19 protein-coding genes are annotated in these 23,461 nt (G+C 54.2%); 15 read left to right on the top strand and 4 right to left on the bottom strand.

Annotated features, from left to right (window positions below):
- Positions 1-13: 13 nt before the first annotated feature.
- Together HZS79_RS10275 and HZS79_RS10270 are read right to left on the bottom strand one after the other, a co-directional pair.
- Positions 14-337, bottom strand: a complete 324-nt coding sequence (locus HZS79_RS10275; protein ID WP_179927810.1) for a hypothetical protein — start codon at positions 335-337, stop codon at positions 14-16.
- A 200-nt stretch (positions 338-537) separates the two neighbouring features.
- Positions 538-1,167 (bottom strand): CDP-alcohol phosphatidyltransferase family protein, encoded by a 630-nt coding sequence (locus tag HZS79_RS10270; RefSeq protein ID WP_179927809.1) that lies wholly within the window; start codon positions 1,165-1,167, stop codon positions 538-540.
- A 252-nt stretch (positions 1,168-1,419) separates the two neighbouring features.
- Between HZS79_RS10270 and HZS79_RS10265 the strand changes: the two genes are divergently transcribed.
- From HZS79_RS10265 to HZS79_RS10245, 5 genes are all read left to right on the top strand, one after another.
- Complete coding sequence (locus HZS79_RS10265) at positions 1,420-3,078, top strand: DASS family sodium-coupled anion symporter (RefSeq protein ID WP_238401447.1); 1,659 nt, start codon at positions 1,420-1,422, stop codon at positions 3,076-3,078.
- Between the two features lie 119 nt (positions 3,079-3,197).
- The gene (locus HZS79_RS10260; protein ID WP_179927808.1) at positions 3,198-4,346 is read left to right on the top strand and encodes an exonuclease SbcCD subunit D; all 1,149 of its coding nucleotides are present in this window, start codon (positions 3,198-3,200) and stop codon (positions 4,344-4,346) included.
- Positions 4,343-7,408, top strand: a complete 3,066-nt coding sequence (locus tag HZS79_RS10255; RefSeq protein WP_179927807.1) for an AAA family ATPase — start codon at positions 4,343-4,345, stop codon at positions 7,406-7,408. Before HZS79_RS10260 ends, HZS79_RS10255 begins: the two co-directional genes overlap by 4 nt.
- 94 nt (positions 7,409-7,502) lie before the next feature.
- Complete coding sequence (locus tag HZS79_RS10250) at positions 7,503-8,294, top strand: tellurite resistance TerB family protein (RefSeq protein ID WP_179927806.1); 792 nt, start codon at positions 7,503-7,505, stop codon at positions 8,292-8,294.
- A complete protein-coding gene (locus tag HZS79_RS10245; protein WP_162218701.1) occupies positions 8,294-8,767 on the top strand; it encodes a phosphatidylglycerophosphatase A family protein in 474 nt (157 codons plus the stop codon). The genes HZS79_RS10250 and HZS79_RS10245 overlap by 1 nt, the downstream gene beginning before the upstream one ends.
- A gap of 63 nt (positions 8,768-8,830) precedes the next feature.
- On the opposite strand, the gene msrA is transcribed toward HZS79_RS10245, so the two are convergent.
- Positions 8,831-9,481, bottom strand: coding sequence for a peptide-methionine (S)-S-oxide reductase MsrA (msrA, locus tag HZS79_RS10240; RefSeq protein WP_371829569.1), 651 nt, complete (start codon positions 9,479-9,481; stop codon positions 8,831-8,833).
- Positions 9,482-9,584: 103 nt separating this feature from the next.
- Entirely contained in the window at positions 9,585-10,493 is a 909-nt protein-coding gene (locus tag HZS79_RS10235; RefSeq protein ID WP_162218700.1) for a LysR family transcriptional regulator, read from the bottom strand.
- A 142-nt stretch (positions 10,494-10,635) separates the two neighbouring features.
- Between HZS79_RS10235 and HZS79_RS10230 the strand changes: the two genes are divergently transcribed.
- The 10 genes from HZS79_RS10230 (at position 10,636) to HZS79_RS10185 (ending at position 23,443) form a co-directional block, all read left to right on the top strand.
- Positions 10,636-12,144: a CoA-acylating methylmalonate-semialdehyde dehydrogenase gene (locus tag HZS79_RS10230; protein ID WP_162218699.1), complete on the top strand. Its 1,509-nt coding sequence runs from the start codon at positions 10,636-10,638 to the stop codon at positions 12,142-12,144.
- 26 nt (positions 12,145-12,170) lie between these two features.
- Positions 12,171-13,835, top strand: a complete 1,665-nt coding sequence (locus HZS79_RS10225) for a GMC family oxidoreductase (protein ID WP_162218698.1) — start codon at positions 12,171-12,173, stop codon at positions 13,833-13,835.
- A 191-nt stretch (positions 13,836-14,026) separates the two neighbouring features.
- Positions 14,027-14,230, top strand: a complete 204-nt coding sequence (locus tag HZS79_RS10220) for a cold-shock protein (RefSeq protein ID WP_009101184.1) — start codon at positions 14,027-14,029, stop codon at positions 14,228-14,230.
- Positions 14,231-14,437: 207 nt separating this feature from the next.
- Positions 14,438-16,207 (top strand): SLC13 family permease, encoded by a 1,770-nt coding sequence (locus HZS79_RS10215; protein WP_179927805.1) that lies wholly within the window; start codon positions 14,438-14,440, stop codon positions 16,205-16,207.
- 73 nt (positions 16,208-16,280) lie between these two features.
- The gene (locus HZS79_RS10210) at positions 16,281-16,946 is read left to right on the top strand and encodes an alpha/beta hydrolase (RefSeq protein ID WP_179927804.1); all 666 of its coding nucleotides are present in this window, start codon (positions 16,281-16,283) and stop codon (positions 16,944-16,946) included.
- 51 nt (positions 16,947-16,997) lie between these two features.
- A complete protein-coding gene (locus tag HZS79_RS10205) occupies positions 16,998-17,678 on the top strand; it encodes a DUF4040 domain-containing protein (RefSeq protein ID WP_179927803.1) in 681 nt (226 codons plus the stop codon).
- Positions 17,675-19,165, top strand: a complete 1,491-nt coding sequence (locus HZS79_RS10200; RefSeq protein ID WP_179927802.1) for a complex I subunit 5 family protein — start codon at positions 17,675-17,677, stop codon at positions 19,163-19,165. The genes HZS79_RS10205 and HZS79_RS10200 overlap by 4 nt, the downstream gene beginning before the upstream one ends.
- The gene (locus HZS79_RS10195) at positions 19,162-20,667 is read left to right on the top strand and encodes a complex I subunit 5 family protein (RefSeq protein ID WP_162218693.1); all 1,506 of its coding nucleotides are present in this window, start codon (positions 19,162-19,164) and stop codon (positions 20,665-20,667) included. Before HZS79_RS10200 ends, HZS79_RS10195 begins: the two co-directional genes overlap by 4 nt.
- Positions 20,664-22,436, top strand: a complete 1,773-nt coding sequence (locus tag HZS79_RS10190) for a complex I subunit 5 family protein (protein WP_179927801.1) — start codon at positions 20,664-20,666, stop codon at positions 22,434-22,436. The genes HZS79_RS10195 and HZS79_RS10190 overlap by 4 nt, the downstream gene beginning before the upstream one ends.
- Positions 22,433-23,443 carry a YihY/virulence factor BrkB family protein gene (locus HZS79_RS10185; RefSeq protein ID WP_179927800.1) on the top strand — a complete coding sequence of 337 codons (1,011 nt, stop codon included), beginning with the start codon at positions 22,433-22,435 and terminating at the stop codon, positions 23,441-23,443. Before HZS79_RS10190 ends, HZS79_RS10185 begins: the two co-directional genes overlap by 4 nt.
- Positions 23,444-23,461 lie beyond the last annotated feature (18 nt).

Genomic DNA, 23,461 nt, shown 5'->3' with positions numbered 1-23,461 from the left:
CGTGGGTAAGTAATTAAGCGACGGCTGTTGGGGCGGTGGGTGTGAAGTATGAAAGACCGTGTGCCGTGTGAGAGGTAGATGGTACGGTATCAGTTGTGCTTAAGGCTGCCATATCGGCATAGGCCTGTTCGGTAAGGGTGACTACATCTGGGGAGGCTCCCCATTTCAGCAACATTTCGTCGATATGACGTTCAGCTGCTTCAAACTGGCCGCAATGGCTAAGCAGTTTAGCGATGGTGTAGTCGCACTCTGGGGTGTCAAACATTTCTTCTTTGATCTCTTGGATCGCTAATTGGAGACCTGCTTGAGAAATGTCTGCTAGTTGGGTGTTGTGCATGCCACGACTCCTTGTGAATGCGTACAATGACTGTTGTACAAACAGAGTAACCATATACGTTGTACACTACTTGTATCCATTGAGGCTAATACAGTGTTTTGTGAGAAGCAATTGCATAGGCAAAATATTTATAAAAGTTAACTGGGGCCAATGATTGCCTATCTGACAAGGATTTCATTAAGCGATATGGTCTAATATTTCTAGCGTCCAATGCCTCGAGAGTGCTTCAGTGTCCAATAACCGCCCCATAGCCGTGTGGCTGCTGTGACTAGGCAAGCGGCTGCAAACAGGCCCGCTAGCCAAGGGAAATGCTGTGGGAAGAGACAGAATAGCACCAGCGCGATAATGGTTTCTGTCCCTTCGGTTAAGCCCTCTAAATAGTAAAAGGCTTTTTGTGGAAAGTTTGGCCGTTCGACATTGCGAGCTTTCGCCGCAATAGCAAAGGCTAAAAACGAAGTCCCCGTTCCGATAAACGCGAATAGCAGTACCGCCGCCGCTAGCGCATTTTGCGTGGGGTTAGCCAGCGCAAACCCCAGTACTATCGCGGCATAAAAGACAAAATCCAACCCGATATCAATAAACCCGCCTGCATCGCTTTGCTGGCCGCTTAGTCGGGCAAGGGCACCATCCAGCCCGTCACCCAGTCGGTTCAATAAAATCGCTATTAGTGCTAAAACGTAATATTCAAAGGCCAGTAGCGGTAGTGCGCTCATGCCAACCAGAAAAGCAACCAGGGTGACTTGATCAGGAGTAATTTGTCTGCTGTTGAGATGCCGAGCCAAACTGGCCAGTGGACGATGGGTTAGCGGCATGGCGAAACGGTCGAGCACGTGAGTATCTCCTTGGAAAAGCGACTCAAACCTACCGTGATAAGAGCGCAGTGTCATGTCAGGGTAAGGCAAATTAATAAATGCGACTAAAGTGGTTAGACTTTGGTTGTAATTTCCGGCAGTTCGCTGGACTAATCCTTTCCCGCAGTGAATAAAGGGCACCGAAAAAGCTAGCTAGTTTTTTAATACGTCATAGGGTTTTGCTTTACGAAGCGGCCTTTCGTTCACCTGACTGCGAGCGGTACTTAAATAATGCGCAGAACTGCCACGATGACGCTCTGGGATTCGCTTTGGCACTCCCATGACCAAGTCAAACATCTACTTATGTGCGCGTTGCCAGCCTCTGGCGCAGGGCGTTCATCCTCTAACCCTTCAGGCAAGCAACAAAGCGCGGGTGGCAAACCGCCGAAACCGCCTGCTTATACTAAAGCTCAAAAGGTTGGCTTGGTGTTAGGGCCGATGCTGTTTGCGTTTGTACTGCTGTTTTTTCACCCTGCGGACCTGAGCATAGAAGGCCGAATGGTACTTGCCACCACGCTATGGGTGGCTGTTTGGTGGATCACCGAAGCGATCCCTATTCCGGTCACGTCGCTGCTGCCCATCGTGCTACTGCCCATTACTGGGGCGCTTGAGAGTAGTGCGGTAACAGCGGCTTATGGCAATCCTATTATTTTCCTTTTCCTCGGCGGTTTTATGATTGCTCTGGCGATGGAGAAATGGGACCTGCATAAGCGTATTGCACTCAATATTATTTCGGTACTGGGCACTAGCATTAACAGTATTGTGTTCGGCTTTATGGCGGCCACCGGCTTTTTGTCGATGTGGGTATCCAATACCGCGTCGGTCATGATGATGCTGCCTATCGGCACCGCGATTGTGTATCAGGTGACCCAGGAGCTGAATAAAAGCGAGGGTGACCATAGCGAAGACATTGATAAATTCAGCAAGGCGCTCATTTTTGGGGTTGGTTACGGCGGCACGATCGGTGGTTTAGGAACGCTGATTGGTACCCCTCCTAATATTATTCTGGCAGCGATCGTGAATGAGCTGTTTGGTGTAGAAATCACCTTTGCCAGCTGGATGATGTTTGCTTTTCCAGTCGTTGTGATACTGCTGTTTATTGGTTGGCTGATGCTGACGCGTTTTATTTACCCGATTAAATTTAGCAGCCTGCCCGGAGGTAAAGCACTTATTGCCCAAGAGAAGGAAGCATTGGGAAGGATTACCTTCGAAGAGAAGGCCGTGTTGGTCGTTTTCCTGTCAGCGGCATTTTTCTGGATTACCCGTTCTTTCTTATGGCAAGGCCAGATTCTGGCTATTCCTGGTATTAACGACACGATGATCGCCATTGTAGCGGCGATTGCACTGTTCTTGATTCCTTCGCCAAACAAAGGTGGTTGCCTACTGGGATGGGATATCGCCAGGGATGTGCCTTGGGGTATTTTGCTGCTGTTTGGCGGTGGTTTGGCGATTGCTGCTGGTTTCAGTTCTTCTGGATTAGCCGTGTGGATCGGTGGTCAGATGAGTGTGCTGGAGGGCGTTAACTTCTTGCTGGTGATCTTGTTAGCCGCTGGAATGGTGCTGTTTTTGACCGAGATCACCTCCAACACAGCAACAGCCACGATGATTCTTCCGGTACTGGCATCGCTGGCCCTGGCGCTGGACATTCACCCATTTGTACTGATGGTGCCAGCGGCAATGGCAGCCAACTGCGCCTTTATGCTGCCGGTGGGGACACCGCCTAACGCGATCATTTTTGCCACCGGTAAAATCAAAATTATTGAGATGGTACGCAATGGGTTCTGGCTTAATATTTTTTCGTTACTGCTGATTGTGGCGGCGGTTTATTTCTTACTCCCCCTGTTGTGGGGAATCGATCTAACCACGTACCCGGATGCATTCCGCAACTAGGTCTCAGCCAGCACCCCTTCTCTAAGCCCCGCCATGTGCGGGGCTTTTTGCGGAAGGGTGAAAGACAGTTTGGAAGGTGGATTGCTATGATAGGTCATATTTTTTGCGTTGAGCCTGCCATGCGACTACTTCATACCGCCGATTGGCACTTAGGGCGGCTGTTTCACAATCTCTCGCTGCTTGAAGACCAACGCCATGTGCTGAATCAGCTGCTGGAGATTGTTGACCGCGATGCGGTGGATGCTGTGCTGATTGCTGGTGATATCTATGACCGTTCGGTGCCTCCAGCCGCCGCCGTCACGCTATTAGATGACGTGCTTGGTGAGTTGTGTGAAAAGCGTGGTTTGCCGGTGATTATGATTTCTGGCAACCACGACGGCGCTGAGCGCCTTGGCTTCGGTGCGCGCCACCTGCGCCAAGCAGGGCTGCATATTCTGTCTGATCTATCCGCCTGCGATCACCCCGTGACACTGTCGATTAACGGGGCAGACGTGGATGTGTTCGGTATTCCTTACGCTGACCCAGAGTATGTGCGCAGCCAGTTTTCGGTGGATGTACGCGACTTTGATGGTGCTCACCGCTACTTAGTCGAACGTATCAACACCCAGCGCCAAGTTGGCCGTCCCACCGTACTGATGAGCCACTGCTTTGTGGATGGTGGCAGTGCCAGTGATTCAGAACGCCCGTTAACCTTAGGAGGCGCGGAAAGTGTTGCTTGGGAGCCGATGCAGCCGTTTGACTATGTCGCCTTAGGCCACCTTCATGGCCCGCAATATCGCGGCGGTGAACATATTCGCTACAGCGGCTCGCTGCTTAAATACAGCTTCTCAGAGGCTAACCAGCGCAAAGGCGTCACGCTGGTGGATATTGGCCCAGAGGGGGTGAACCAGATCGAACACCGCCCGTTGATACCGCGCCGAGAGGTACGTGTGTTGGAAGGCGAACTGGCCGAGCTGTTAGTACAAGGCAGAGCTGATGCCCAGGCTGATGACTACCTGTTAGTACGGCTGACCGACCGCCACGCGATTCTTGACCCCATGGGCAAGCTGCGCGAGGTCTACCCCAATGTGCTGCATTTAGAGAAGCCTGGCATGCTGGAAGCGCGAGGGCGTCAGCAGCTAGATCGCGAGCGGCTGCAGTTCAGCGCGTTGGACATGTTTAGCGATTTCTTTACCCAAACCAGTGGAGACACCATGAGTGATGAGCAGGCCACCGCTATGCGTGAGCTTATCACTGCCCTAAGTCGTGAGCAGGAGAGCCAGCCATGACGCCGTTAGCGCTCACCATGCAGGCGTTCGGCCCCTTTGCAGGCAAAGAAACAATCGATTTTACTGCGCTGGGCAAAAGCCCACTGTTTCTGATTAACGGCCCCACGGGTGCCGGAAAAAGCTCGATATTAGATGCTATCTGCTTTGCGCTTTATGGCCAAACCACCGGTAATGACCGCGATGCTGGGCAAATGCGTTGCGACCAGGCCGCCGATACCTTACTAACTGAGGTCAGCTTGGATTTTCGCCTGCGCGAGGGAGCTTATCGAGTGCGTCGGGTGCCTCAGCAGGAGCGCCCCAAGGCGACTGGCGAAGGCACTACCACACAAAGTGCTGAAGCCCAGCTGTGGCGGCTGACTCCGGAAGGTGAAGAGGATGAATGTCTGGTGGCGCGTAAGGTCACTGATGCCAACAGCCAACTGCATGCATTAATAGGCCTGGATGCTAACCAGTTTCGCCAAGTCATGGTGCTCCCCCAAGGGAAGTTTCGCGAACTGCTGCTAGCAGAGTCGAAGGATCGCGAGAAAATTTTTTCTCAGCTGTTTCAAACCCAGATTTTTCAGCGCATTGAAGAGCGTCTGCGTACCCAGGCAAATCAAATTGAACGAGCGGTGAATGATCATCGCCAACATATCAGTGGCATTTTAGCCGGTGGTGAGCTGGAAAGCGAAGCGGCGTTAGCGCAAGAGTTAGCGGCGCTAACGCCGCAAGTAGGGCAGGCGCGCCAGCGTTTTGAAGCCGCTCAGCAGCAGCGCCGCAGCGCTGAACAGCGGCGAGATGAAGCCCTAACGCTACAGCGCCAATTTGAAGCGCGGGACAGCCTTGCCACGGAGAAAGCACGCCACCTTGAGCAGCAGGCGCAAATAACGGCCTCTCAGAACCGCTTGACCCAAAGTGACCACGCCCGAGCGCTGCGGCCTCACAGCACTGCGTTAGTCCAAGCGCAACAGGCGCTGAGTACCGCTCAAGCAGAGCAGCAGCAGGCAACTGCCGCGCTAACTACCCAGCGTACCAATACTGAACAAGCACAGCGTGCATTTGAAACGGCGCGTCAGCGCCAAGCCGAACTGCCCGCACTACGTGAACGCCATCGTCAGTTGGGCGAGTTTATCCACAAAGGCCAGCAGTTAAGCGAGCTTGAAGCGCGCTTGCAAACGGCCCAGGTCGCTTGGCAGCAAGCCGATGCCACCCTAAAGCGCGATGAGGCGCAGTTAGACAGCATTCGCCAACAAGGTGAAGTGATAAGCCTTAATCTTGAGCGCCTGCAAGCGGAGGGGCAGCAGCTGGCCAGCGCCTCCGCAGAGCTAAGTCGCCATGAGAGCCTGCTAGCTCAGCGACAAGAGTTGGATGATCTGACTCGGCAGGGGCGTGAGCTCACTGCTCAGCAACAACAGGCTGCGGAGGCTCTCAACCACCGACGCAGAGAAGCGGAGCAGGCTAGGCGGCACGCGACTGAGCAAGAGATGCGCTGGCACCAAGGGCAAGCCGCACTGCTAGCGCTCACCCTTGAAGAGGACGCACCTTGCCCAGTGTGTGGCAGCCTTGAGCACCCAGCTCCGGCGGTTAAACATACTGACATCGTTACCCAAACCCAGGTGGAAACAGCCCGCTCAGCCGAGGAACAGGCCCGCCACGCATTAGAAACCGCCGAGCGTCAGGATCAACAGTTAGCACAACAGATTCGTTACAACGCCGAGCAGAGGCAGCGCCTTAGTCAACAGCTAGGCGAGTGGGCCAACCAGCCGCAGGCTGCGTTACAACAGGCATGTGAACAATTACGCCGCCAAGTCGAGCGTCAAAAAAATGTCGAGGGTGAGATTCACCAGCAAAACAGTGCCCGTGACGAGCTACGCAGTGGTTGGGGCACGCTGGATAAACAACTCAAAGCCCAGCGGCCTATGGTTGAAAAGGCTAAAGAGGAAGCGCTACGAGTAGAGAGCCAGCGCGATCAATTAAGTCAATCGCTGCCAGAGGATGCCCGCAACCCGTTGACCATGCGCCAAACGCTCACGGAGCTAGACAGCCAGATTGCTGAGCTTGAGCAAGCCTGGGAGTGTGCTCAGCAGGTGCTCTCAGCTAACCAAACCCAGCAGGCGCGGTCAGAAGAGCAGCTGCGTGGCGCGAATCAGCGAGTAGAGCGTAGCCAGCAAGCGCTTGAACAAGCGCAGTCTGAGTGGCAAACGGCACTACAAGCCAGTTCGTTTGAAAGTGAAGCTGCCTTTCAGGCTGCTCAGCTAGAAGATAACCAACGGCAAGACCTGGCACGCCAAATAGAGGCGTATCAGCGCCGCCTAGCAGAGCTTGAAGGCGCGCTACACAATTACCACACTCAGCTTGCCGAAAAAACGCCGCCAGATCTCGCCGCACTCACCACTCTGACAGAAGCCGCTCAAGCAGAGGAGCATACCCAGCTAGAGGCGTGGCGTGCGCAGGATGGGCGGTTAAAAACCCTGCAGGGTGTTCGTCAAAAACTGACCGCCGCTCACACGGCCCAGGCCGAACTTGAAGCCCAGTATCGGGTGTGGGGAACGCTCAGCGAGGTGGCCAATGGACGCACTGGTAATCGCATTAGCTTGCAGCGGTTTGTGCTAGGAGTGCTGTTGGACGACGTACTGATTCAAGCGTCTGAAAGGCTGGTGCGTATGAGCCGCGGGCGCTATCAGTTGGTGCGCCGCGAAGATCCTTCAAAAGGCAATAAAGCGTCAGGATTGGAGCTGGACGTGGCCGACACTTACACTGGCAAGAGCCGTTCAGTAGCGACGCTCTCTGGTGGTGAGTCGTTTATGGCGGCCTTGGCGCTGGCATTGGGGCTTTCCGACGTGGTACAGGCCTACGCGGGTGGCATTCAGCTGGATGCGCTATTTATTGATGAAGGCTTTGGCAGCCTGGATCAGGATGCATTAGATCAAGCCATTGCCATGCTCAGCGAGCTGCAAATGGGCGGACGTATGATTGGGATTATCTCCCATGTTAGCGAACTCAAAGAGCAAATGCCGGTCCGTGTTGAAGTACGAGCCAGCCGTCAAGGAAGTTCGGTAGACGTGAAAGGCGCGTTAATATAACAGTGTCCAGCAGCGTTGAGTGCTGCCTCGACATGCGCTTTGTGGAGTGACGTATATTAATACGTCGCCTGTTAAATTACTTGGGAGTACAAGGATGAACGCAAGCAACATTCTCCAGCAGCTTATGCAGCAAGCATCTAGCGGCGGTGCGCAAACGGGACAGCACAATAGCCGTCAACAGCAACGCCCACAGAGCGGTGGCCTAGATGTAAAAGGGATGCTGGGTGGTTTGGCCCGACAGTTGGGCATGGGAGGAAACCAGAGCCGACATAGCAACCAAAACGCCAGTCGTGGTGGTGGTCTGGACATGACAAGCTTACTCGGCGGCGGCGCAATGGGAATGCTCTTGGGCTCTCAACGTGGTCGCAGTACCGGAGGCAATGCGCTTAAGTATGCCGCTATTGCGGGCGTGGGCAAGCTGGCTTGGCAAGCGTGGCAAAACTCTCAGGCAGCCAAAAATGACACGGCTCAGCAGGGGGCAACTCAGAGCTCATTCGAAGGCGAACAGGTAGAAGCACTAAGCGGCGAAATGCAGGAGCAGCGCAGTCTTGAACTTCTGCAGGCGATGATTATGGCCGCTCGTGCCGATGGCCATATTGATGAGCAAGAGCGGGCGCTGATTACTGAGCAAATTGATGCACTAGGTGCCGACCAAGAGCTGCATAATTGGGTTCAGCAACAGCTTAACGCGCCGTTAGATGCCCAAGCCCTTGCTGATCAGGCGGATTCGCCCCAGGCCGCCAGGGAAATGTATCTTATCAGTGTCGCAGTGACCGATGACCAAAACCCTATGGAGCGGGCGTGGTTAGATCAGTTGGCAAGCGCGCTGAATATCCCAGCTGAGGTCGCCCGTGAACTTGAGCGCCAGGCACAGCAGGCAGGTTAATGCTCGAAACGCTAAACTTATGGCTGGCCACAGGCTTCGGACTGGGGCTGGCACCTGTTGCACCAGGCACCTTTGGTTCTTTGCTCGGGATACCGCTGGCGTGGTGGCTTGTGGGACGGCCGCTTGCTCATCAAGGTGCCATTATAGCAGCACTATTGGCGCTGGCTGTGCCGGTTTGCCACTACGCCTCACTGCAATTAGGTGGAGGCGATCATGGCAGTATCGTTGCTGATGAGTATCTAGCCTTTCCACTTGCGGTCATCGGTTTGCAGGCTGCACGTCATCCGCTGGTAATGGCACTGGCATTTGCGATATTTCGTTTTTTTGATGCCGTAAAACCGCCCCCGATTCACTTGGCGGAATACGTGCAAGGTGGCGTTGGCATTGTGTTAGACGATGTTGTCGCGGCACTTGTGACCTGGGTAGTCGTGGTGTTAGTTCTGAAACTGTGGCAGCGGCGCAGGCGTGCTTGAACAATAGTCGCTTTTGATAGCCTTCTCAGAACACTGCTTAATCACTAGCGATAACCTGCGTTATTAGAAAGTAGGACCACCCGCTTGCTCACCCCATACCTCTTCTAAACGGTTATCACGGCCGCAGTTGTAGCGGTAAAAGCGGTAGCGCAGCGGGTTTTTCTGGTAGTAGGCTTGGTGGTACTCCTCGGCTTCCCAGAACACGCTGGCGGGCATGATTTGCGTCGCAACTTCGCGGTCAAAACGTTGCTCTATTTCAGCTTTAGTGGCTTCGGCAAGCGCACGCTGCTCTTCGTCGTGATAAAAAATTGCTGATCGGTACTGTGTACCTACATCGCAAAACTGTTGATCAACCGCAAAGGGATCCACGTTGTACCAAAAAATCTCTAGAAGCTGCTCGTAGCTGATGTTGTCAGGGTCAAAGATCACCTCAACGGCTTGGGCGTGCCCCGTATCGCCACGACCAATCTCTTGGTAGGTAGGATTCTCACGTTCGCCCCCTGTATAACCAGATCGAGTGGAAATGACGCCAGCTTGACGGTCGTACGGAGGTTCCATACACCAAAAGCAGCCACCTGCAAACGTTGCTACATTGCTGCTGTGTTCACTGGCCGCAAGAGAAGAGGCAGACAAGGCACCGATAAACGCTGTAAAAACCATTAGCGGTCGACGTGCTGCAAAATGCCCTGCAAGGAAGGTATAGGCAAAAGACATGGCCGCTCCAGTGAAATAAAAGATATACAAACCTTTGACGATATTTGTGCGCGCCAGTTCCTCGGTATATGAAAAAACGCCTCAATAAGCCCTGTTAAAGGCTCTAAAAAGTGCGTGTCATCCAGACGTCGTCAAGGGTGTTCAGTGCGGTTTCAATGGCGGGCTCGCCTTGGCGTTCACGATTCCAGATAAAGCTCAGGGCGCACGGCAAACGTATATTCTGGGCGACGCATAGACCACTTTCTTGTCGTTCTGTCATGGCCAGAGCATCCCTTGCCAAGCTCAATCCAACCCCTGCCCTGACTAAGTCGAGCATGCACGCTTCCTGATCTACCTGAGCGACCCGGTTGGGTTGAATGCCATGGTCATTCATGACCTGTCCTAACAAGCGGTGATGCACAGAGTCGGTTGGGGTAACAATCCAGGGTAAACACGCCAGCGCTTCCCAGCGAGTATCCGTCAGGCGTGCTTCCCAGCCCGGCGGCGCAACGACATGATAGTCAAATTGAGTCAGTTCGCGGTGGGCAAGCATCGGGTGCTGATGGCCGGTGCCTTCCCTCGGAGGGGCGAGATAAAACCCTACATCCAGATCACCGCGTTCCACATGGCCTAGCACGCTACCGCTCATGCCATGGTGCAGTTCAGTTTCCAGCTGTGGGGCGCGTGCCATTAGACGGCGTAAAAAATCCCCCAGGCGAATAAATTCCGGATCAACAATCGTGCCGATTTTCAACTGCCCGCGCACCGTGGTGTGAAGCGCAGTGGCAGTTTGGAAGAAGGCCCTGACGCTGGTGAGTGCCTGCTCGGCAGTAGGCAACAATGCCATGCCATCGGCGGTGAGAGCCAACCCCTGGGGGCGGCGCTGAAACAGCCCAAGCCCCAGCTGCTCCTGCAGCTGCTTGAGCTTCAGGCTGACCGCCGGTTGCGTTAGATGAAGTTGCTGGGCCGCACGAGACACGCTGCCAGTACGCGCCACCGCCACAAAGGCGCGCAGGCTGCCTAAATCATCCATGGCATTCCTTTATTTAGTGATATTAGTAAACCTTATATCTAGCTTTTGAATAACTCAATTGATTGTGACGTTCACTGGGATAATCTACCTATAAAGCGACATTTTGTTGCTGAAGGTTAAATAAATCTTATAAGAGGGCGCCATGACTTCATCCATTGCACATTACATTAACGGTCAGGTTACTGCGGGTGAAAATGCTCAAACGCAGGATGTTTTCAACCCTGCCACTGGTGAGGTGACCGGCCAGGTTGTTTTAGCCAGCTCCCAAGATGTCGATACCGCCGTTGCGGCAGCTCAAGCGGCGTTTAACGCCTGGGCGGATACGCCGCCGATCCGTCGTGCAAGGGTGATGTTCCGTTTTCTGGAACTGCTGAATGCCCACAAGGATGAGCTGGCCGAGGCGATCACTAAGGAGCACGGCAAAGTGTTCACCGATGCTCAGGGGGAGGTGGCCAGGGGCATAGATATCGTCGAGTTTGCCTGCGGTATTCCGCAGCTTTTAAAAGGGGATTACACCGAACAGGTCAGTACCGGTATTGATAACTGGACCATGCGTCAGCCGCTGGGCGTGGTGGCTGGCATCACGCCGTTCAACTTCCCCGTTATGGTGCCGATGTGGATGTTTCCGGTGGCGATTGCTGCAGGTAATACCTTTGTCCTTAAGCCTAGTCCGCTTGACCCCAGCGCCTCGCTGATGATGGCCGATTTGCTGAAGCAGGCAGGTCTTCCCGATGGCGTGTTTAACGTCGTGCAGGGCGATAAAGATAGCGTTGAAGCGCTGATTGACCATCCAGATGTTAAAGCTCTGTCGTTTGTAGGTTCTACGCCGATTGCCAACCTGATCTATGAGCGGGGGGCTCGTCATGGCAAGCGCGTGCAGGCGCTGGGCGGCGCCAAAAACCATATGGTGGTAATGCCGGATGCCAACCTCGATAAAGCCGTAGATGCCCTGATTGGCGCTGCTTACGGCTCGGCGGGCGAGCGCTGCATGGCGATTAGCGTGGCGGTGCTGGTTGGCGATGTGGCGGATGGTGTGGTAGCTAAATTGGCTGAGCGTGCCAAGACGCTGAAAGTGAAGGATGGCATGCAGCTGGATGCGGAAATGGGCCCGATCGTCACCCGTCAGGCTCATGAGCGCATTACTGGCTATATCAACAAGGGCGTAGAAGAAGGCGCGCAACTGGTGGTGGATGGTCGTGAGTTCGACAGCACAAAAACCGGCGATGGCTGTGCCGAGGGCTTCTGGATGGGCGGCACTCTGTTTGATCACGTCACGCCTGAGATGACTATTTATAAGGAAGAGATCTTTGGCCCGGTGCTGGTATGCGTGCGGGTACCAGATATTGCCACGGCAATTGAGCTGATCAACGACCATGAGTTTGGCAATGGAGTTAGCTGCTTTACCGAAAGCGGTAACGTAGCCCGCGAATTTGGCCGCCGTATTCAAGTGGGCATGGTCGGCATCAATGTACCCATTCCGGTACCTATGGCATGGCACGGTTTTGGCGGTTGGAAGCGCTCTCTGTTCGGCGATATGCATGCCTATGGTGAAGAGGGTGTGCGCTTCTATACCAAGCAGAAATCCATCATGCAGCGCTGGTCAGACTCCATCGATGCAGGTGCCGAGTTCGTGATGCCTACGGCTAAGTAACGCCGCTACGTTACGGGAGCCCGTTCATGTCACACCCTGCTAATAATAATTTCGACTATATCGTGATTGGCGCAGGCACCGCTGGGTGCCTGCTGGCCAATCGACTAAGCGCTAACCCAAATAATAAGGTGCTATTGATTGAAGCGGGCGGGCCGGATAACTACCACTGGATTCATATTCCCGTGGGCTATCTCTATTGCATTAATAACCCGCGTACCGACTGGCTGTTTCGCACTGAGCCCGATAAAGGGCTCAATGGTCGTTCGTTGATTTACCCGCGTGGCAAAACCCTGGGCGGCTGTTCAAGCATCAACGGCATGCTCTACCTGCGCGGCCAGGCCCGTGATTACGACCACTGGGCTGAACTGACCGGTGATGATGCCTGGCGCTGGGATAACTGCCTGCCAGATTTCATGAAGCACGAAGACCACCACCGGCTAGACGAAGGCGGTGACGGCGATGCTGAGCACCGCCGTTATCACGGCCACGGCGGCGAATGGCGGATTGAAAAGCAGCGCCTGAGCTGGGAAGTGCTGGATGATTTCGCTGCAGCAGCGGTGCAAGCAGGCATTCCGCGCACCGAAGATTTCAATCGCGGCGATAATGAAGGTGTTAACTACTTCGAGGTCAACCAGCGCAAAGGCTGGCGCTGGAATACCTCTAAAGCGTTTTTGCGTCCTATCAAAGAGCGCTCCAACCTCACCCTATGGCACTCTACCCACGTCAACCGGCTGCTATTTGAACAGCAAGAAGGAAAACCGCGCTGCGTAGGCGCAGAGCTGCTGCGTGAAGGCAAAACGCTCAAGGTGGCGGCCAAGAAAGAAGTGGTGTTGAGTGCAGGCGCCATCGGTTCTCCCCAGATTCTGCAGCTCTCCGGTATCGGTGCCCCCGAGCTGCTGCAGCGCCATGGTATTGATGTAGTAGCAGCTCTTCCTGGGGTGGGTGAGAATCTGCAGGATCACCTGCAAATTCGTTCCGTTTATAAGGTGAAAGGGGCAAAAACGCTTAACACTATGGCCAATACTCTGTTGGGTAAGGCTAAGATTGGTTTGGAGTATGTGCTTAAACGTTCAGGCCCGATGAGCATGGCGCCATCCCAGCTATGTATCTTTACCCGCAGCTCTGATGAGTACCAACACGCCAACATCGAGTACCACGTACAGCCATTAAGTCTGGATGCGTTTGGCCAGCCGCTGCATAACTTCCCGGCGATTACCGCCAGCGTCTGTAATCTTAACCCCACCAGCCGTGGGCGGGTACAGATCAAAAACCGCGACCCACAAACTGCGCCTGCCATTGAGCCCAACTATCTAAGCACTGAAGAAGACCGCAAAGTGGCGGCGGACTCACTGCGGGTTACACGGCGCATTGCCGAGCAGCAGGCGTTTGCTAAATACCAGCCGGAAGAGTTCAAGCCAGGGCTTGAATATCAGAGCGACGATGAGCTGGCGAAACTGGCGGGTGATATTGGCACAACGATTTTTCACCCAGTAGGCACTACCAAAATGGGCCGCGACGATGACCCAATGGCGGTGGTGGATTCCAAGCTGTGTGTCAGGGGAGTGACCGGTTTACGAGTGGTAGATGCCAGTATCATGCCCACCATCACCAGTGGTAACACCAACTCGCCGACGCTAATGATTGCTGAGAAAGCCGCGAGATGGATTTCGGAAGAGAATTCATCACTTTGACATTTTTTTAAAGTATAGTGTTGACGTGCGGCTAAGTTCAGCGCATGCTAGAAGCAGTTGGTTAGCAAGTCGAACGTTGTCAGCAGTATCGAAACGCCCAAGCGTTGAGTCTGGTGAAAGTTTCTTGTTCTACCCACTGCAATTCGGGTATTACCCCGGCTTTATAATTCGCTTAATCGAGGATTTCGATCATGGCAACTGGTACCGTTAAGTGGTTTAACGACACTAAAGGCTTCGGCTTCATTTCTCCAGACGACAATGGCGACGACCTGTTCGCGCATTTCTCTGAAATTCAAGCTGACGGCTTCAAAACTCTGCAAGACGGCCAGAAGGTTTCCTTCGACGTCACTCAGGGTAAAAAAGGCCTTCAGGCTTCTAACATCAAAGTTCTTTAATTAGAACTCAAGATGTTCGCTGTTAGCGTTTAACGCTAATATGCTAAAAACCCCGCGCAAGCGGGGTTTTTTCGTTTCTATTTCAACGAGTATTCTTTTTCACTCCTATATTCTTTTTTGATCTTACTGTGTTTCTAAAAATAACTTTTTAGAATATCGATGAGGCGGCACAATGTCCCCAAGATTTTTTCGTTAGGGATGTGGGATATGTCGCTGGATGCTTGGATCGCGATTGGGGTAGTGCTGACTATTTTCCCATTAATGGCACTGTCACGCCTGGGGCCAGATATTATTTTGCTCGGGGCGGTAGTGGTGTTAATGACGTTGGGCGTGATCGACCCACAGCAGGCGCTGGGTGGTTTTTCAAATAGCGGCTTGTTCACCGTGGCGTTTATGTACGTGCTGGTTGCCAGCATTCGCGAAACCGGCGGGATTGATCTGATTATTCGCTATGTCCTGGGCCGGCCTAAAGGGGAGCGGGGGGCGCTTGTGCGGCTGCTGTTGCCGGTGGCATCACTTAGTGGCTTTCTGAATAATACCCCTGTGGTGGCGACCTATATTCCTGCAGTGATGAGCTGGAGCCGACGGTTGCAGCTTTCCCCGCAACGGCTTTTAATGCCGCTCAGCTTTGCCTCCATTCTAGGCGGCACGATTACCTTGTTTGGCACTAGCACCAACCTAGTCGTGCATGGCCTGTTAGTAGAGCGCTACCCTAACCTTTCTATGGGGCTATTTGACTTGGCCTGGGTAGGGATCCCTGTGGCGGTGGCGGGGCTTGTTTACCTTATCTTTGTGGGGCCGCGTTTGCTGCCCTCGCGAGAAGGTATGTCAAAAGCATTTGCTAATCCGCGTGAGTTCACCATCGAAATGGAAGTCGATCCTTCTGGCGTGCTCGTTGATCGTACTGTTGAGGAGGCTGGTTTACGCCACCTTCAAGAGCTTTTTTTAGTTGAAATTGAGCGCGCCGGAAACGTTGTTAGCGTAGTGGGGCCGGGCGAGCAGCTAAAGGCAGGGGATCGGTTAGTGTTCGTGGGCACCTCTGATGCTGCCGTCGAATTACAGCAAATTCGTGGTCTGATTCCCTCCCGTGATGCGTCTTCTAGTTTGGAAAAAGAGTTTAAAGAGCGTCGGTTGGTAGAGGCGGTCGTGTCCGATCAGTGTCAATTTATCGGCAAGCGGATCCGTGATGGGCGCTTTAGAACTCTTTATGGCGCTGCCGTGTTAGCCATTTGTCGCGGCGGCGAGCGGGTAACCGGAAACTTGGGACAAGTGCGTTTGCAGCCCGCTGACGTGTTGTTGTTAGAAGCGCGTCCGCCGTTTATTGAGCGCCATCGTCAATCGAAAGACTTTTTGCTCATCAGTGAGCTGAATGGTTCCGCGCGGCCCGTGCATGAAAAAGCACCACTGGCCTGGGGGATTCTGCTGGGAGCCGTCTTATTAGCCGCGTTTGGGGTATTAAGTATGCTCAATGCCGCTATGTTGGGGGCGGCAATGGCGTTGCTAACCGGCTGCTGCACGGTGGGTGCCGCCAAGCGAGGGTTGGATACTCAGGTGTTGCTGACGATTGCCGCGTCATTTGGCGTGGGGGCAGCGTTGCAAACGTCGGGCGCGGCGGATGTGTTAGCGGGTAGCGCACTATCGTTAGTTGCCGGTAACCCACTGCTACTATTGATAGTTACTTACTGTGTGGTGGCAATACTCACTGAGTTAGTGACCAATAATGCTGCCGCGGTGATTATTTTTCCTATCGTGATGGCGGCTGCGGAAAGCCTGGGTGTGAGCCCAATGCCTTATGTAGTGGCCGTTATGTTTGCTGCCTCGGCAAGTTTTTTAACCCCGATTGGCTACCAAACGAATCTGATGGTGCATGGCCCTGGGGGCTACCGAATCAGCGATTTTCTGCGCGTTGGTGGCGGCTTAAACCTACTAACGGGAGCCATTGCGCTAGCGCTTATTCCGCAGGTTTGGCCTTTTTAAGCAGGCAAATGACTCGCCGAACGCGCCGCTTTGCGCTAGGGTGGCGCTTTTAACGTCAGCAAGGAAAGAGCCTATGACAGCCCCAGGCGAACTGATTATTGAACCCCAAAATGGTCAACCCGCCGATGCGTGCGTGTTTATTATGCACGGGTTGGGAGCCGACGGGCACGATTTTGAGCCGTTAGTGCCTGCACTCACGCTGCCCAAAGATGCCCATGTACGCTTTATTATGCCCCATGCGCCACGCTTGCCTGTCACCATCAATGGCGGCATGGTAATGCCCGCTTGGTACGACATCCTTGCCATGGATTTGGGGCGGCGGGTGGATGAAACGCAGCTCAAAAAGTCTGCCGAACGCCTTCAGTCACTGATTCAGGAGCAGCTAGACCAGGGGATTGATAGCCAGCGCATTATTGTCGCGGGTTTTTCCCAAGGTGGTGCGGTTGCTTACCAGGCAGCGCTCTCGTTCCCGCAGCCGCTAGGCGGGTTGTTGGCGATGTCGACGTATTTTGCGACGGCCGACAATATCGAGTTAGCCGATGCCAACCGCCAACTAGTTATCGAAGTACATCATGGCAACTTTGACCCCATCGTGCCTGAAGCCTTGGGTCGTAGCGGTGTCGAGCGCCTAAAAGAGATGGATTACAACGTTAATTACCGCCAGTATCCCATGGCCCATGCGCTTTGCCCTCAGCAGGTGAATGATATCGGGAAGTGGTTGAGTGAGCGGTTAGCGTAACGCCTTATCACAAATGGCTTGAGAGCGGATACAACTGATAAGCGAAGGCACATGATTGCTTCTTTTGACGTTATACAAAGCGGGTTAGCTCTTGGCTTGGTAGTCGTGGCGTTTGCCTGTTTGTTCGATCGTCATCTACTGCGGGCAAGTGCGCTTTTTGTGCTATTTGCTTTGCTGATGAGTGTCTCCTGGTGGTACTTGTCGGCACCTTGGCTAGCGCTAACTGAGTTGGTGCTGGGCATGGTGCTCACTGGAGGCAGCTTTTTTTATGCATTGCGAGCTTTTCCTTCAGCCGCGATGGCGGCACCTCATGTCGATGGCTCCCAGCATGTTTTGTCCCATCGTCTTACTCGTGGGCTGTTAGCACTGGCCTGGTGCGCCATGATTGGGGTAGCCATCCACTATGTAATGCCTGAAATGGCGTACTCGTTTGCTGGGCATCCCTTAATACTGGCTTCCATTGTGATAGCGGCGACAGCGATGGGGGCGTTTGCGCTCCATCGCCATCTGCTGCGCCGTCTGTTGGCGTTTAATATCCTGGGGTCAGGTGTTTTTATCCTGCTTGCAGGAATGGCAGGAACCGTGTCTGGTGCCCAGGCGCTTATTAGTGTGGGGCTGACGATTGCCTGGCTAGGAACCCTGTTAGGGGTGATGCTCATTCGCCACCTGGTTATATTAGAGGGAGTCTCCGCGCTAGAAGATGAAAACGATGCTGCGGGGCAGGCGCAATGATAGAGCGCTTTGGCTTGCACGAAAGTACATTTGACCCGCTTTGGTATACTCACTGGGCGCTCGCAGCAACGCTGGTGCTGCCAATACTCGCTGGCCTGTTAGGTGCGCGATGTGCGCCACGGCGGCTCTTTCCTGTTGCCTTGGCGTGTTTGCCAATTTTGTTGGCAGGGGCGTTGCTGGTGTTTGATTACCAGCAGGCGGGCCTACTGCGCTGGCAGTGGCAAGTGGCAGGCGTAGAGATATCCCTGCGCTTTAACGGCCTAAGTGGCTTGATGCTAATGATTACTCAGTGGGTGGGGGCCGCCGCGGCCCTCTATACACCTGGTCATCTACGTATCACTCACCCAGGCAAGCGCGCGCGATGGCTTTGGCCGCTAATGGGTGTGTTAATCAGTTCACTTTCGCTGATTTGGTTGGCGGCAGATTTGCTAACACTTTACGCTGCCCTTGAACTGATGGGGCTTGCTGCCGTGGGCATGCTGCTACTGTCAGGTAAGCCAGCCGCACTCAAAGCGGGGATACGCTATTTATTGCTGGCGCTAGTAGGCTCCCTTGCTTATTTGCTTGGGGTGGCGCTATTACTAGGTTATTGGGGGGCGCTTGGCCTTCAGGCGCTGGCTGAGGTAGTCGAGCCGGGTCCTGTCACGTGGGTGGCGGCAGCGCTAATAGGTGCTGGTCTGGCGCTTAAGGCGGCGCTTTTTCCGCTGCATGGGTGGCTGACTCCCGTGCATGAGAATGCCTGGACACCGGTGAGCGCATTGCATGCGGCGTTAGTGATTAAAGCCTCGCTGTTTATTTTACTTATGCTGTGGAGCATCTTGCTTCCAGGCACCCTGTTAGCCCCACGCTTTGTGGCGTGGTTAGGCATGCTGGCGATTGTTTGGGGTGGTTTGATTGCCTGGCGCGCCGACTCGCTTAAAACCCTGGTGGCTTCTTCCACGGTAGGTCAGCTAGGCTACTTGATGGTTGCGTTCCCTTTGTTGCTTGGGCCGAGTATTACGCCGCTTGCTGAAGCGTTGGCTTGGGAAGGGTTTTGGCTGCATTTAATGGGGCACTCGTTAGCCAAGGCCGCCATGTTTATGGCAGCAGGGAACCTTATTATTGCGACTGGCGAAAGCTCGTTGAGAGGCCTTTCGGGTACCAGTCGTCGTTTACCGTTGTCACTGTTAATTTTCGGTATTGCCGCGGTTACGCTGATGGGGCTACCACCAAGTGCCGGTTTTACGGCGAAATGGCTGTTGCTACAGGCGTTGGTGATATCCCAGCAGTGGGTTGCCGTAGCCGCGCTGCTAGCGGGGACTCTGCTAACCGCGGCCTATGTATTTCGCGTGTTCCGCTACTCCTTTGATGAAACCGCTCCTCGCCACCAGTACCAGCCGCTTGCGCCAGGTATGGATATTATCGCCCTCTGTTTAGCCTTGGCGGCATTTGCGCTTGGTTTATTGGCTCACCTACCACTGGCGCTCATACAAGGAGGTGGCGTATGAATGCGGCTTGGCTACCGTTGACGACATTGGCGACCTCGCTGTTGGCAGCGGCAGTGATTTTTCTCCTGCCTGAAGAGGCCCGGCGGTTACGTACTAGCATTAACCTGCTGGCCGCCGTCAGTAAAATTATCTTAGTGGCCCTGATGGTAGTGCGTGTTTCTCAGGGGTATGAAGATACCTTTAGCTTTCAAATTGTTGGCGGTGTCGAGTTCGTGCTGCGGGCAGATGCGTTAGGGGTAATGTTTGCCGGGCTGTCCTCGCTGCTGTGGCTATGTACCACCATCTATGCCATTGGCTATTTGGAAGGGGCGGCGAACCGTAAGCGCTTTTTTGGTTTCTTTAGCCTGTGCGTGGCCAGCACCCTGGGTATTGCGTTAGCAGGTAACCTGTTTACGTTCCTGATTTTCTACGAAATGCTGACGCTTTCAACCTACCCGTTGGTGGTTCATTCAGGTACTGCCAAAGCCTTAGCGGCGGGTCGGGTTTATCTGCGTTACACGCTAACCGCCGGTGTTGTTTTATTACTCGGTGTTGTGCTGCTTTACAGCCTGACAAACGATTATTCGTTCGCTTCTGAGGAAGGGTTGTCACCCTATCTCAATGATCACCGTGGCCTGTTGACGCTGATATTTGTGCTCTTAGTTGGGGGGCTGGCCGTTAAGGCGGCAATGGTGCCACTGCATGGTTGGTTGCCAAGGGCAATGGTAGCCCCTGCGCCAGTGAGCGCGCTGCTACATGCTGTTGCTGTAGTGAAAGCCGGGGCTTTCGGTATCCTGCGTGTTATTTATGATCTGTATGGCATTGAGTTGAGCGTGCAACTTGGCGTTACTACATGGCTGGCCGTAGCGGCTTCTATTACGATTATTTACGGCTCGCTAAGGGCGATTGCGCAACAAGAGCTCAAACCACGACTGGCATTTTCTACGATCAGTCAGGTCTCATACGTGGTGCTTGGCGTGAGTCTATTTGGTCCTTTTGGCACTATTGGCGCGCTTGCTCATTTGCTCCACCAGGGGTTCATGAAAGTCACCTTGTTCTTTTGTGCGGGTAACTACGCTGAAGAGTTAGGGATCCATCGTATTGACGAAATGGATGGTGCTGGTAAACGCATGCCGCTTACCAGCTTGGCATTCACCGTTGGCGCGTTGGGCATGATTGGCTTACCTCCCATTGCTGGCTTCATTACTAAGTGGTATTTGGGAGTTGGTGCTATCCAGGCAGAGATGTACTGGGTGGTGGCTGTCCTAGTGGCGAGCAGTACCTTGAATGCTGTTTACTTCCTTCCCATTGTGCATCGCTTGTGGTTCCGTGAAGGCCCTGCCCATGGAAAGGGGGCGTGGCCGAAAGAGCAGCGGCTTGGGCGTTTGGAAACCCACGGCTGGTTATTATGGCCTGCGGTGTTTACTGCTTTGGTAAGCATTGGGGCAGGACTGCTGGCGGGATTGCCGTTTAGCCCATTAGATTGGGCCACCCGTGTTGCGGTCGGGGAGTACCTGCCATGATCACGCTACTTTTGCTGGCGGCGTTGCTTTGGCCGCTATGTGTGGCAGGAAGCGCCATCTGGCATGCGTATCGAACGCCCGCGGCAAACCGACACCACTTTTCGCTGCTATGGATAAGCGCTTCGTGGCCCGCCTTACTGTTGGCCTACGGCGGTGAAGCTCAGTGGTCAATAGATGCCTGGATGCTGGGCGGTTACTGGGAGTTGAACGCCCTGAGTCGACCATGGCTAGCATTTACCGCTTTCCTATGGAGCTTAGCGGCAGTACATGCCCGAGGGTATTTTGTTGCAGAGCAGGCTAACGCCCAAGTGGGAGATAACGATGCCCAGCGTCGCCTGCAGCGTTTGGCACTCCTTTGGCCATTAACGTTTTTCGGCAATGTGCTGCTGATCATTGCTCAAGATATTGCCAGTTTTTACCTGGGTTTTGCACTGATGACATTTGCCGCTTACGCCTTAGTTGTGCATAGCGGAAGTGATGACGCGCGGCTGGGCGCAAGAGCGTACTTAATCTTAGCGGTTATTGGTGAAGGCTTAATCCTCGGTGGCCTGCTTTGGGCGGCTGGCACCGCAGAGACACTGACCCTAGAGGGCGTACGTGAAGGGATAGCCGGTGCTGAGCAGGGTGCCATGATGGCGCTTTTGCTATGGCTGGGGTTTGGCGTTAAAGCGGGTGTGATTGGCCTGCATGTGTGGCTGCCGTTGGCACATCCAGTGGCACCTGCGCCTGCCAGTGCAGTACTCAGCGGTGCGATGATCAAAGCTGGATTGCTAGGGTGGATTAATGTCCTTCCGCTGGGAGTTGAAGGGCTGTCACCCGCACTGACTCAACTTGGCAATGTCATGCTAGTGGCGGGACTCGCCGCTGCGTTTGGAGCGGCGTTGTACGGCGTCTGGCAGCGTCATCCCAAGGCGGTGCTGGCGTACTCAAGTATCAGCCAAATGGGCATGCTCACTGCGATGGTTGCTACTGGGCTAGCCGCTCCCGACGTGTGGCCACTGCTGTTGCCTGGCGTGGTGTTGTTTGCAGCCCATCATGCACTGGCGAAGGGCGCGCTCTTTATGGGCACCAGTATCAGTGAGCACATGCCTCGTTGGCCGCAGCCACTGCTGTTTGCGTTAATTGCCCTGCCAGGAGTGTCGCTGACGGGAGCTCTGGCGGCAGGTTTGCTCAGTAAGTGGGGGGTTAAAAGTGCGCTTTATGAGAGCCAGCATGAGCAACTGATTATGCTGCTGACATTGGCCGCGATAGGGACGGCTGCGTTGATCACTGTTTGTGTATGGCGTCAGTGGCAGCAGCGTCAGTCAGAAGGCGGCAATGCCTTTCAGTGGGGGGCATGGCTGGTAGCTTTGATCGCAGCGCTTATTACTCCTATATGGCTGCCACTGCCTGATACCAGCATGATGGCTCCGCCCATGGAAGAGTGGCTGGGTATTGTTTGGCCCTTTCCAGTAGGAGTAGGCGTCGTCGCTGTCAGCGCTTATTTACTGCGCAGCGTTCGATTGACAGCTCCCCCCGCCGGAGATTTATGGTGGACATATAGCGCTCTTGTTGTGCGTGGGTTACAAAGTGTGCGCTTTATTGCCCACACCTGTGAGCGATTAAAAATAGCCAGTCTTGCTCGTTCGCTGGCGTTTGAAAAAGCGCTGATGGGGCAGCTGCAGAGATGGCTGCCTGGTGAAGGCTGGATGCGTCGTCATGGTAGCGGCTTAATGATGGCATTAGCCGTGGTGCTGGCGTTTTTGCTGATGTGGGAGGGGTTGCGATGAGCCAGAAAAGGCACAAGAGCGCCCAGACACGAGGTCGACACGCCACAACACCTAACGATATTCCTCGCTGGGGATGGCTCGATATCATTTGGCGCTCAGTTCGCGCTGCCCGCCGAGATAAGGTCACTATGTATGCAGCGGGCGTGGCATTCTATGCATTACTGGCACTGTTTCCAACGATAGCAGCGGTGATCTCCCTGTGGGGGCTGCTATTCGACCCCGTCGAAGCTGGACGGCAGCTTCACGAGATTAGCCGCTTTATGCCACCGGATGCAGCTAACCTGATCGATCAGCAGGCTCAGGAGGTCGTCGAAAGCGCTGAATCGGGCAGCATAATGGCAGCGCTGGCAGGGTTGTTAACGGCAATGTATATCGCTTCTAAAGGCGTTTCTGTGCTGGTGGGTGGCCTAAATGCTGTGTATGGCGAGCAGGAAAAGCGCCCTCTGGTACCTCGCTTGGTTGTGCTTGTGGCGCTGACCTTTGGCCTGATTGTTATGACATTAGTGTCGCTTGGCTTTATCGCTGTTGTGCCGATGGTGGTCAATGTATTGGCGATTGAGCCCCCGCTGGACAGAATAGTGCAGTGGTTACGTTGGCCTGCACTGCTGGTGTTGATGAGCATGCTGATTGCGCTGCTTTATCGCTTTGCACCGTATCGGCGTTCTGCCCATTGGCGCTGGTTAAGCTTCGGAACGCTACTAGCGACCGCTATGTGGTTATTGGGGTCAGGTGGGTTGTCGCTTTATGTTCGTTACTTTTCTACTTTTAGTGACTTGTATGGCTCTCTGGGCGCGGTTGTGGCGCTCATGCTGTGGTTTTGGCTTTCAGCGTTTGTGGTGCTGTTAGGAGCCGAAGTCAATTGCGAAATGGAACGACAAACCGTTAACGATACAACGGTTGGGGAGCCGCGGCCGCTGGGGGAGCGTGAAGCGTTTGCGGCGGATACGGTCGGTGTTGAAAGCCCTTGGAGTAGCCACCGATTAGATAGCCAGAAGAGCCAAGACTGAAACGAAACCGCCACCAAG

The organism is Vreelandella zhaodongensis (assembly GCF_013415115.1).
In the GTDB taxonomy this organism is placed as follows: Bacteria; Pseudomonadota; Gammaproteobacteria; order Pseudomonadales; family Halomonadaceae; genus Vreelandella; species Vreelandella zhaodongensis.
The sequence above is the reverse complement of the archived record's forward strand: the minus strand, read 5'-3'. Positions and strand labels throughout refer to the sequence as shown.

Bases quoted from the DNA above. Each gene is read 5' to 3' on its own strand.
- HZS79_RS10275 (WP_179927810.1), bottom strand. From the start codon at position 337: ATGCACAACACCCAACTAGCAGACATTTCTCAAGCAGGTCTCCAATTA.
- HZS79_RS10265 (WP_238401447.1), top strand. From the start codon at position 1,420: ATGCGCAGAACTGCCACGATGACGCTCTGGGATTCGCTTTGGCACTCC.
- HZS79_RS10260 (WP_179927808.1), top strand. From the start codon at position 3,198: ATGCGACTACTTCATACCGCCGATTGGCACTTAGGGCGGCTGTTTCAC.
- HZS79_RS10255 (WP_179927807.1), top strand. From the start codon at position 4,343: ATGACGCCGTTAGCGCTCACCATGCAGGCGTTCGGCCCCTTTGCAGGC.
- HZS79_RS10250 (WP_179927806.1), top strand. From the start codon at position 7,503: ATGAACGCAAGCAACATTCTCCAGCAGCTTATGCAGCAAGCATCTAGC.
- HZS79_RS10245 (WP_162218701.1), top strand. From the start codon at position 8,294: ATGCTCGAAACGCTAAACTTATGGCTGGCCACAGGCTTCGGACTGGGG.
- msrA (WP_371829569.1), bottom strand. From the start codon at position 9,481: ATGTCTTTTGCCTATACCTTCCTTGCAGGGCATTTTGCAGCACGTCGA.
- HZS79_RS10235 (WP_162218700.1), bottom strand. From the start codon at position 10,493: ATGGATGATTTAGGCAGCCTGCGCGCCTTTGTGGCGGTGGCGCGTACT.
- HZS79_RS10230 (WP_162218699.1), top strand. From the start codon at position 10,636: ATGACTTCATCCATTGCACATTACATTAACGGTCAGGTTACTGCGGGT.
- HZS79_RS10225 (WP_162218698.1), top strand. From the start codon at position 12,171: ATGTCACACCCTGCTAATAATAATTTCGACTATATCGTGATTGGCGCA.
- HZS79_RS10220 (WP_009101184.1), top strand. From the start codon at position 14,027: ATGGCAACTGGTACCGTTAAGTGGTTTAACGACACTAAAGGCTTCGGC.
- HZS79_RS10215 (WP_179927805.1), top strand. From the start codon at position 14,438: ATGTCGCTGGATGCTTGGATCGCGATTGGGGTAGTGCTGACTATTTTC.
- HZS79_RS10210 (WP_179927804.1), top strand. From the start codon at position 16,281: ATGACAGCCCCAGGCGAACTGATTATTGAACCCCAAAATGGTCAACCC.
- HZS79_RS10205 (WP_179927803.1), top strand. From the start codon at position 16,998: ATGATTGCTTCTTTTGACGTTATACAAAGCGGGTTAGCTCTTGGCTTG.
- HZS79_RS10200 (WP_179927802.1), top strand. From the start codon at position 17,675: ATGATAGAGCGCTTTGGCTTGCACGAAAGTACATTTGACCCGCTTTGG.
- HZS79_RS10195 (WP_162218693.1), top strand. From the start codon at position 19,162: ATGAATGCGGCTTGGCTACCGTTGACGACATTGGCGACCTCGCTGTTG.
- HZS79_RS10190 (WP_179927801.1), top strand. From the start codon at position 20,664: ATGATCACGCTACTTTTGCTGGCGGCGTTGCTTTGGCCGCTATGTGTG.
- HZS79_RS10185 (WP_179927800.1), top strand. From the start codon at position 22,433: ATGAGCCAGAAAAGGCACAAGAGCGCCCAGACACGAGGTCGACACGCC.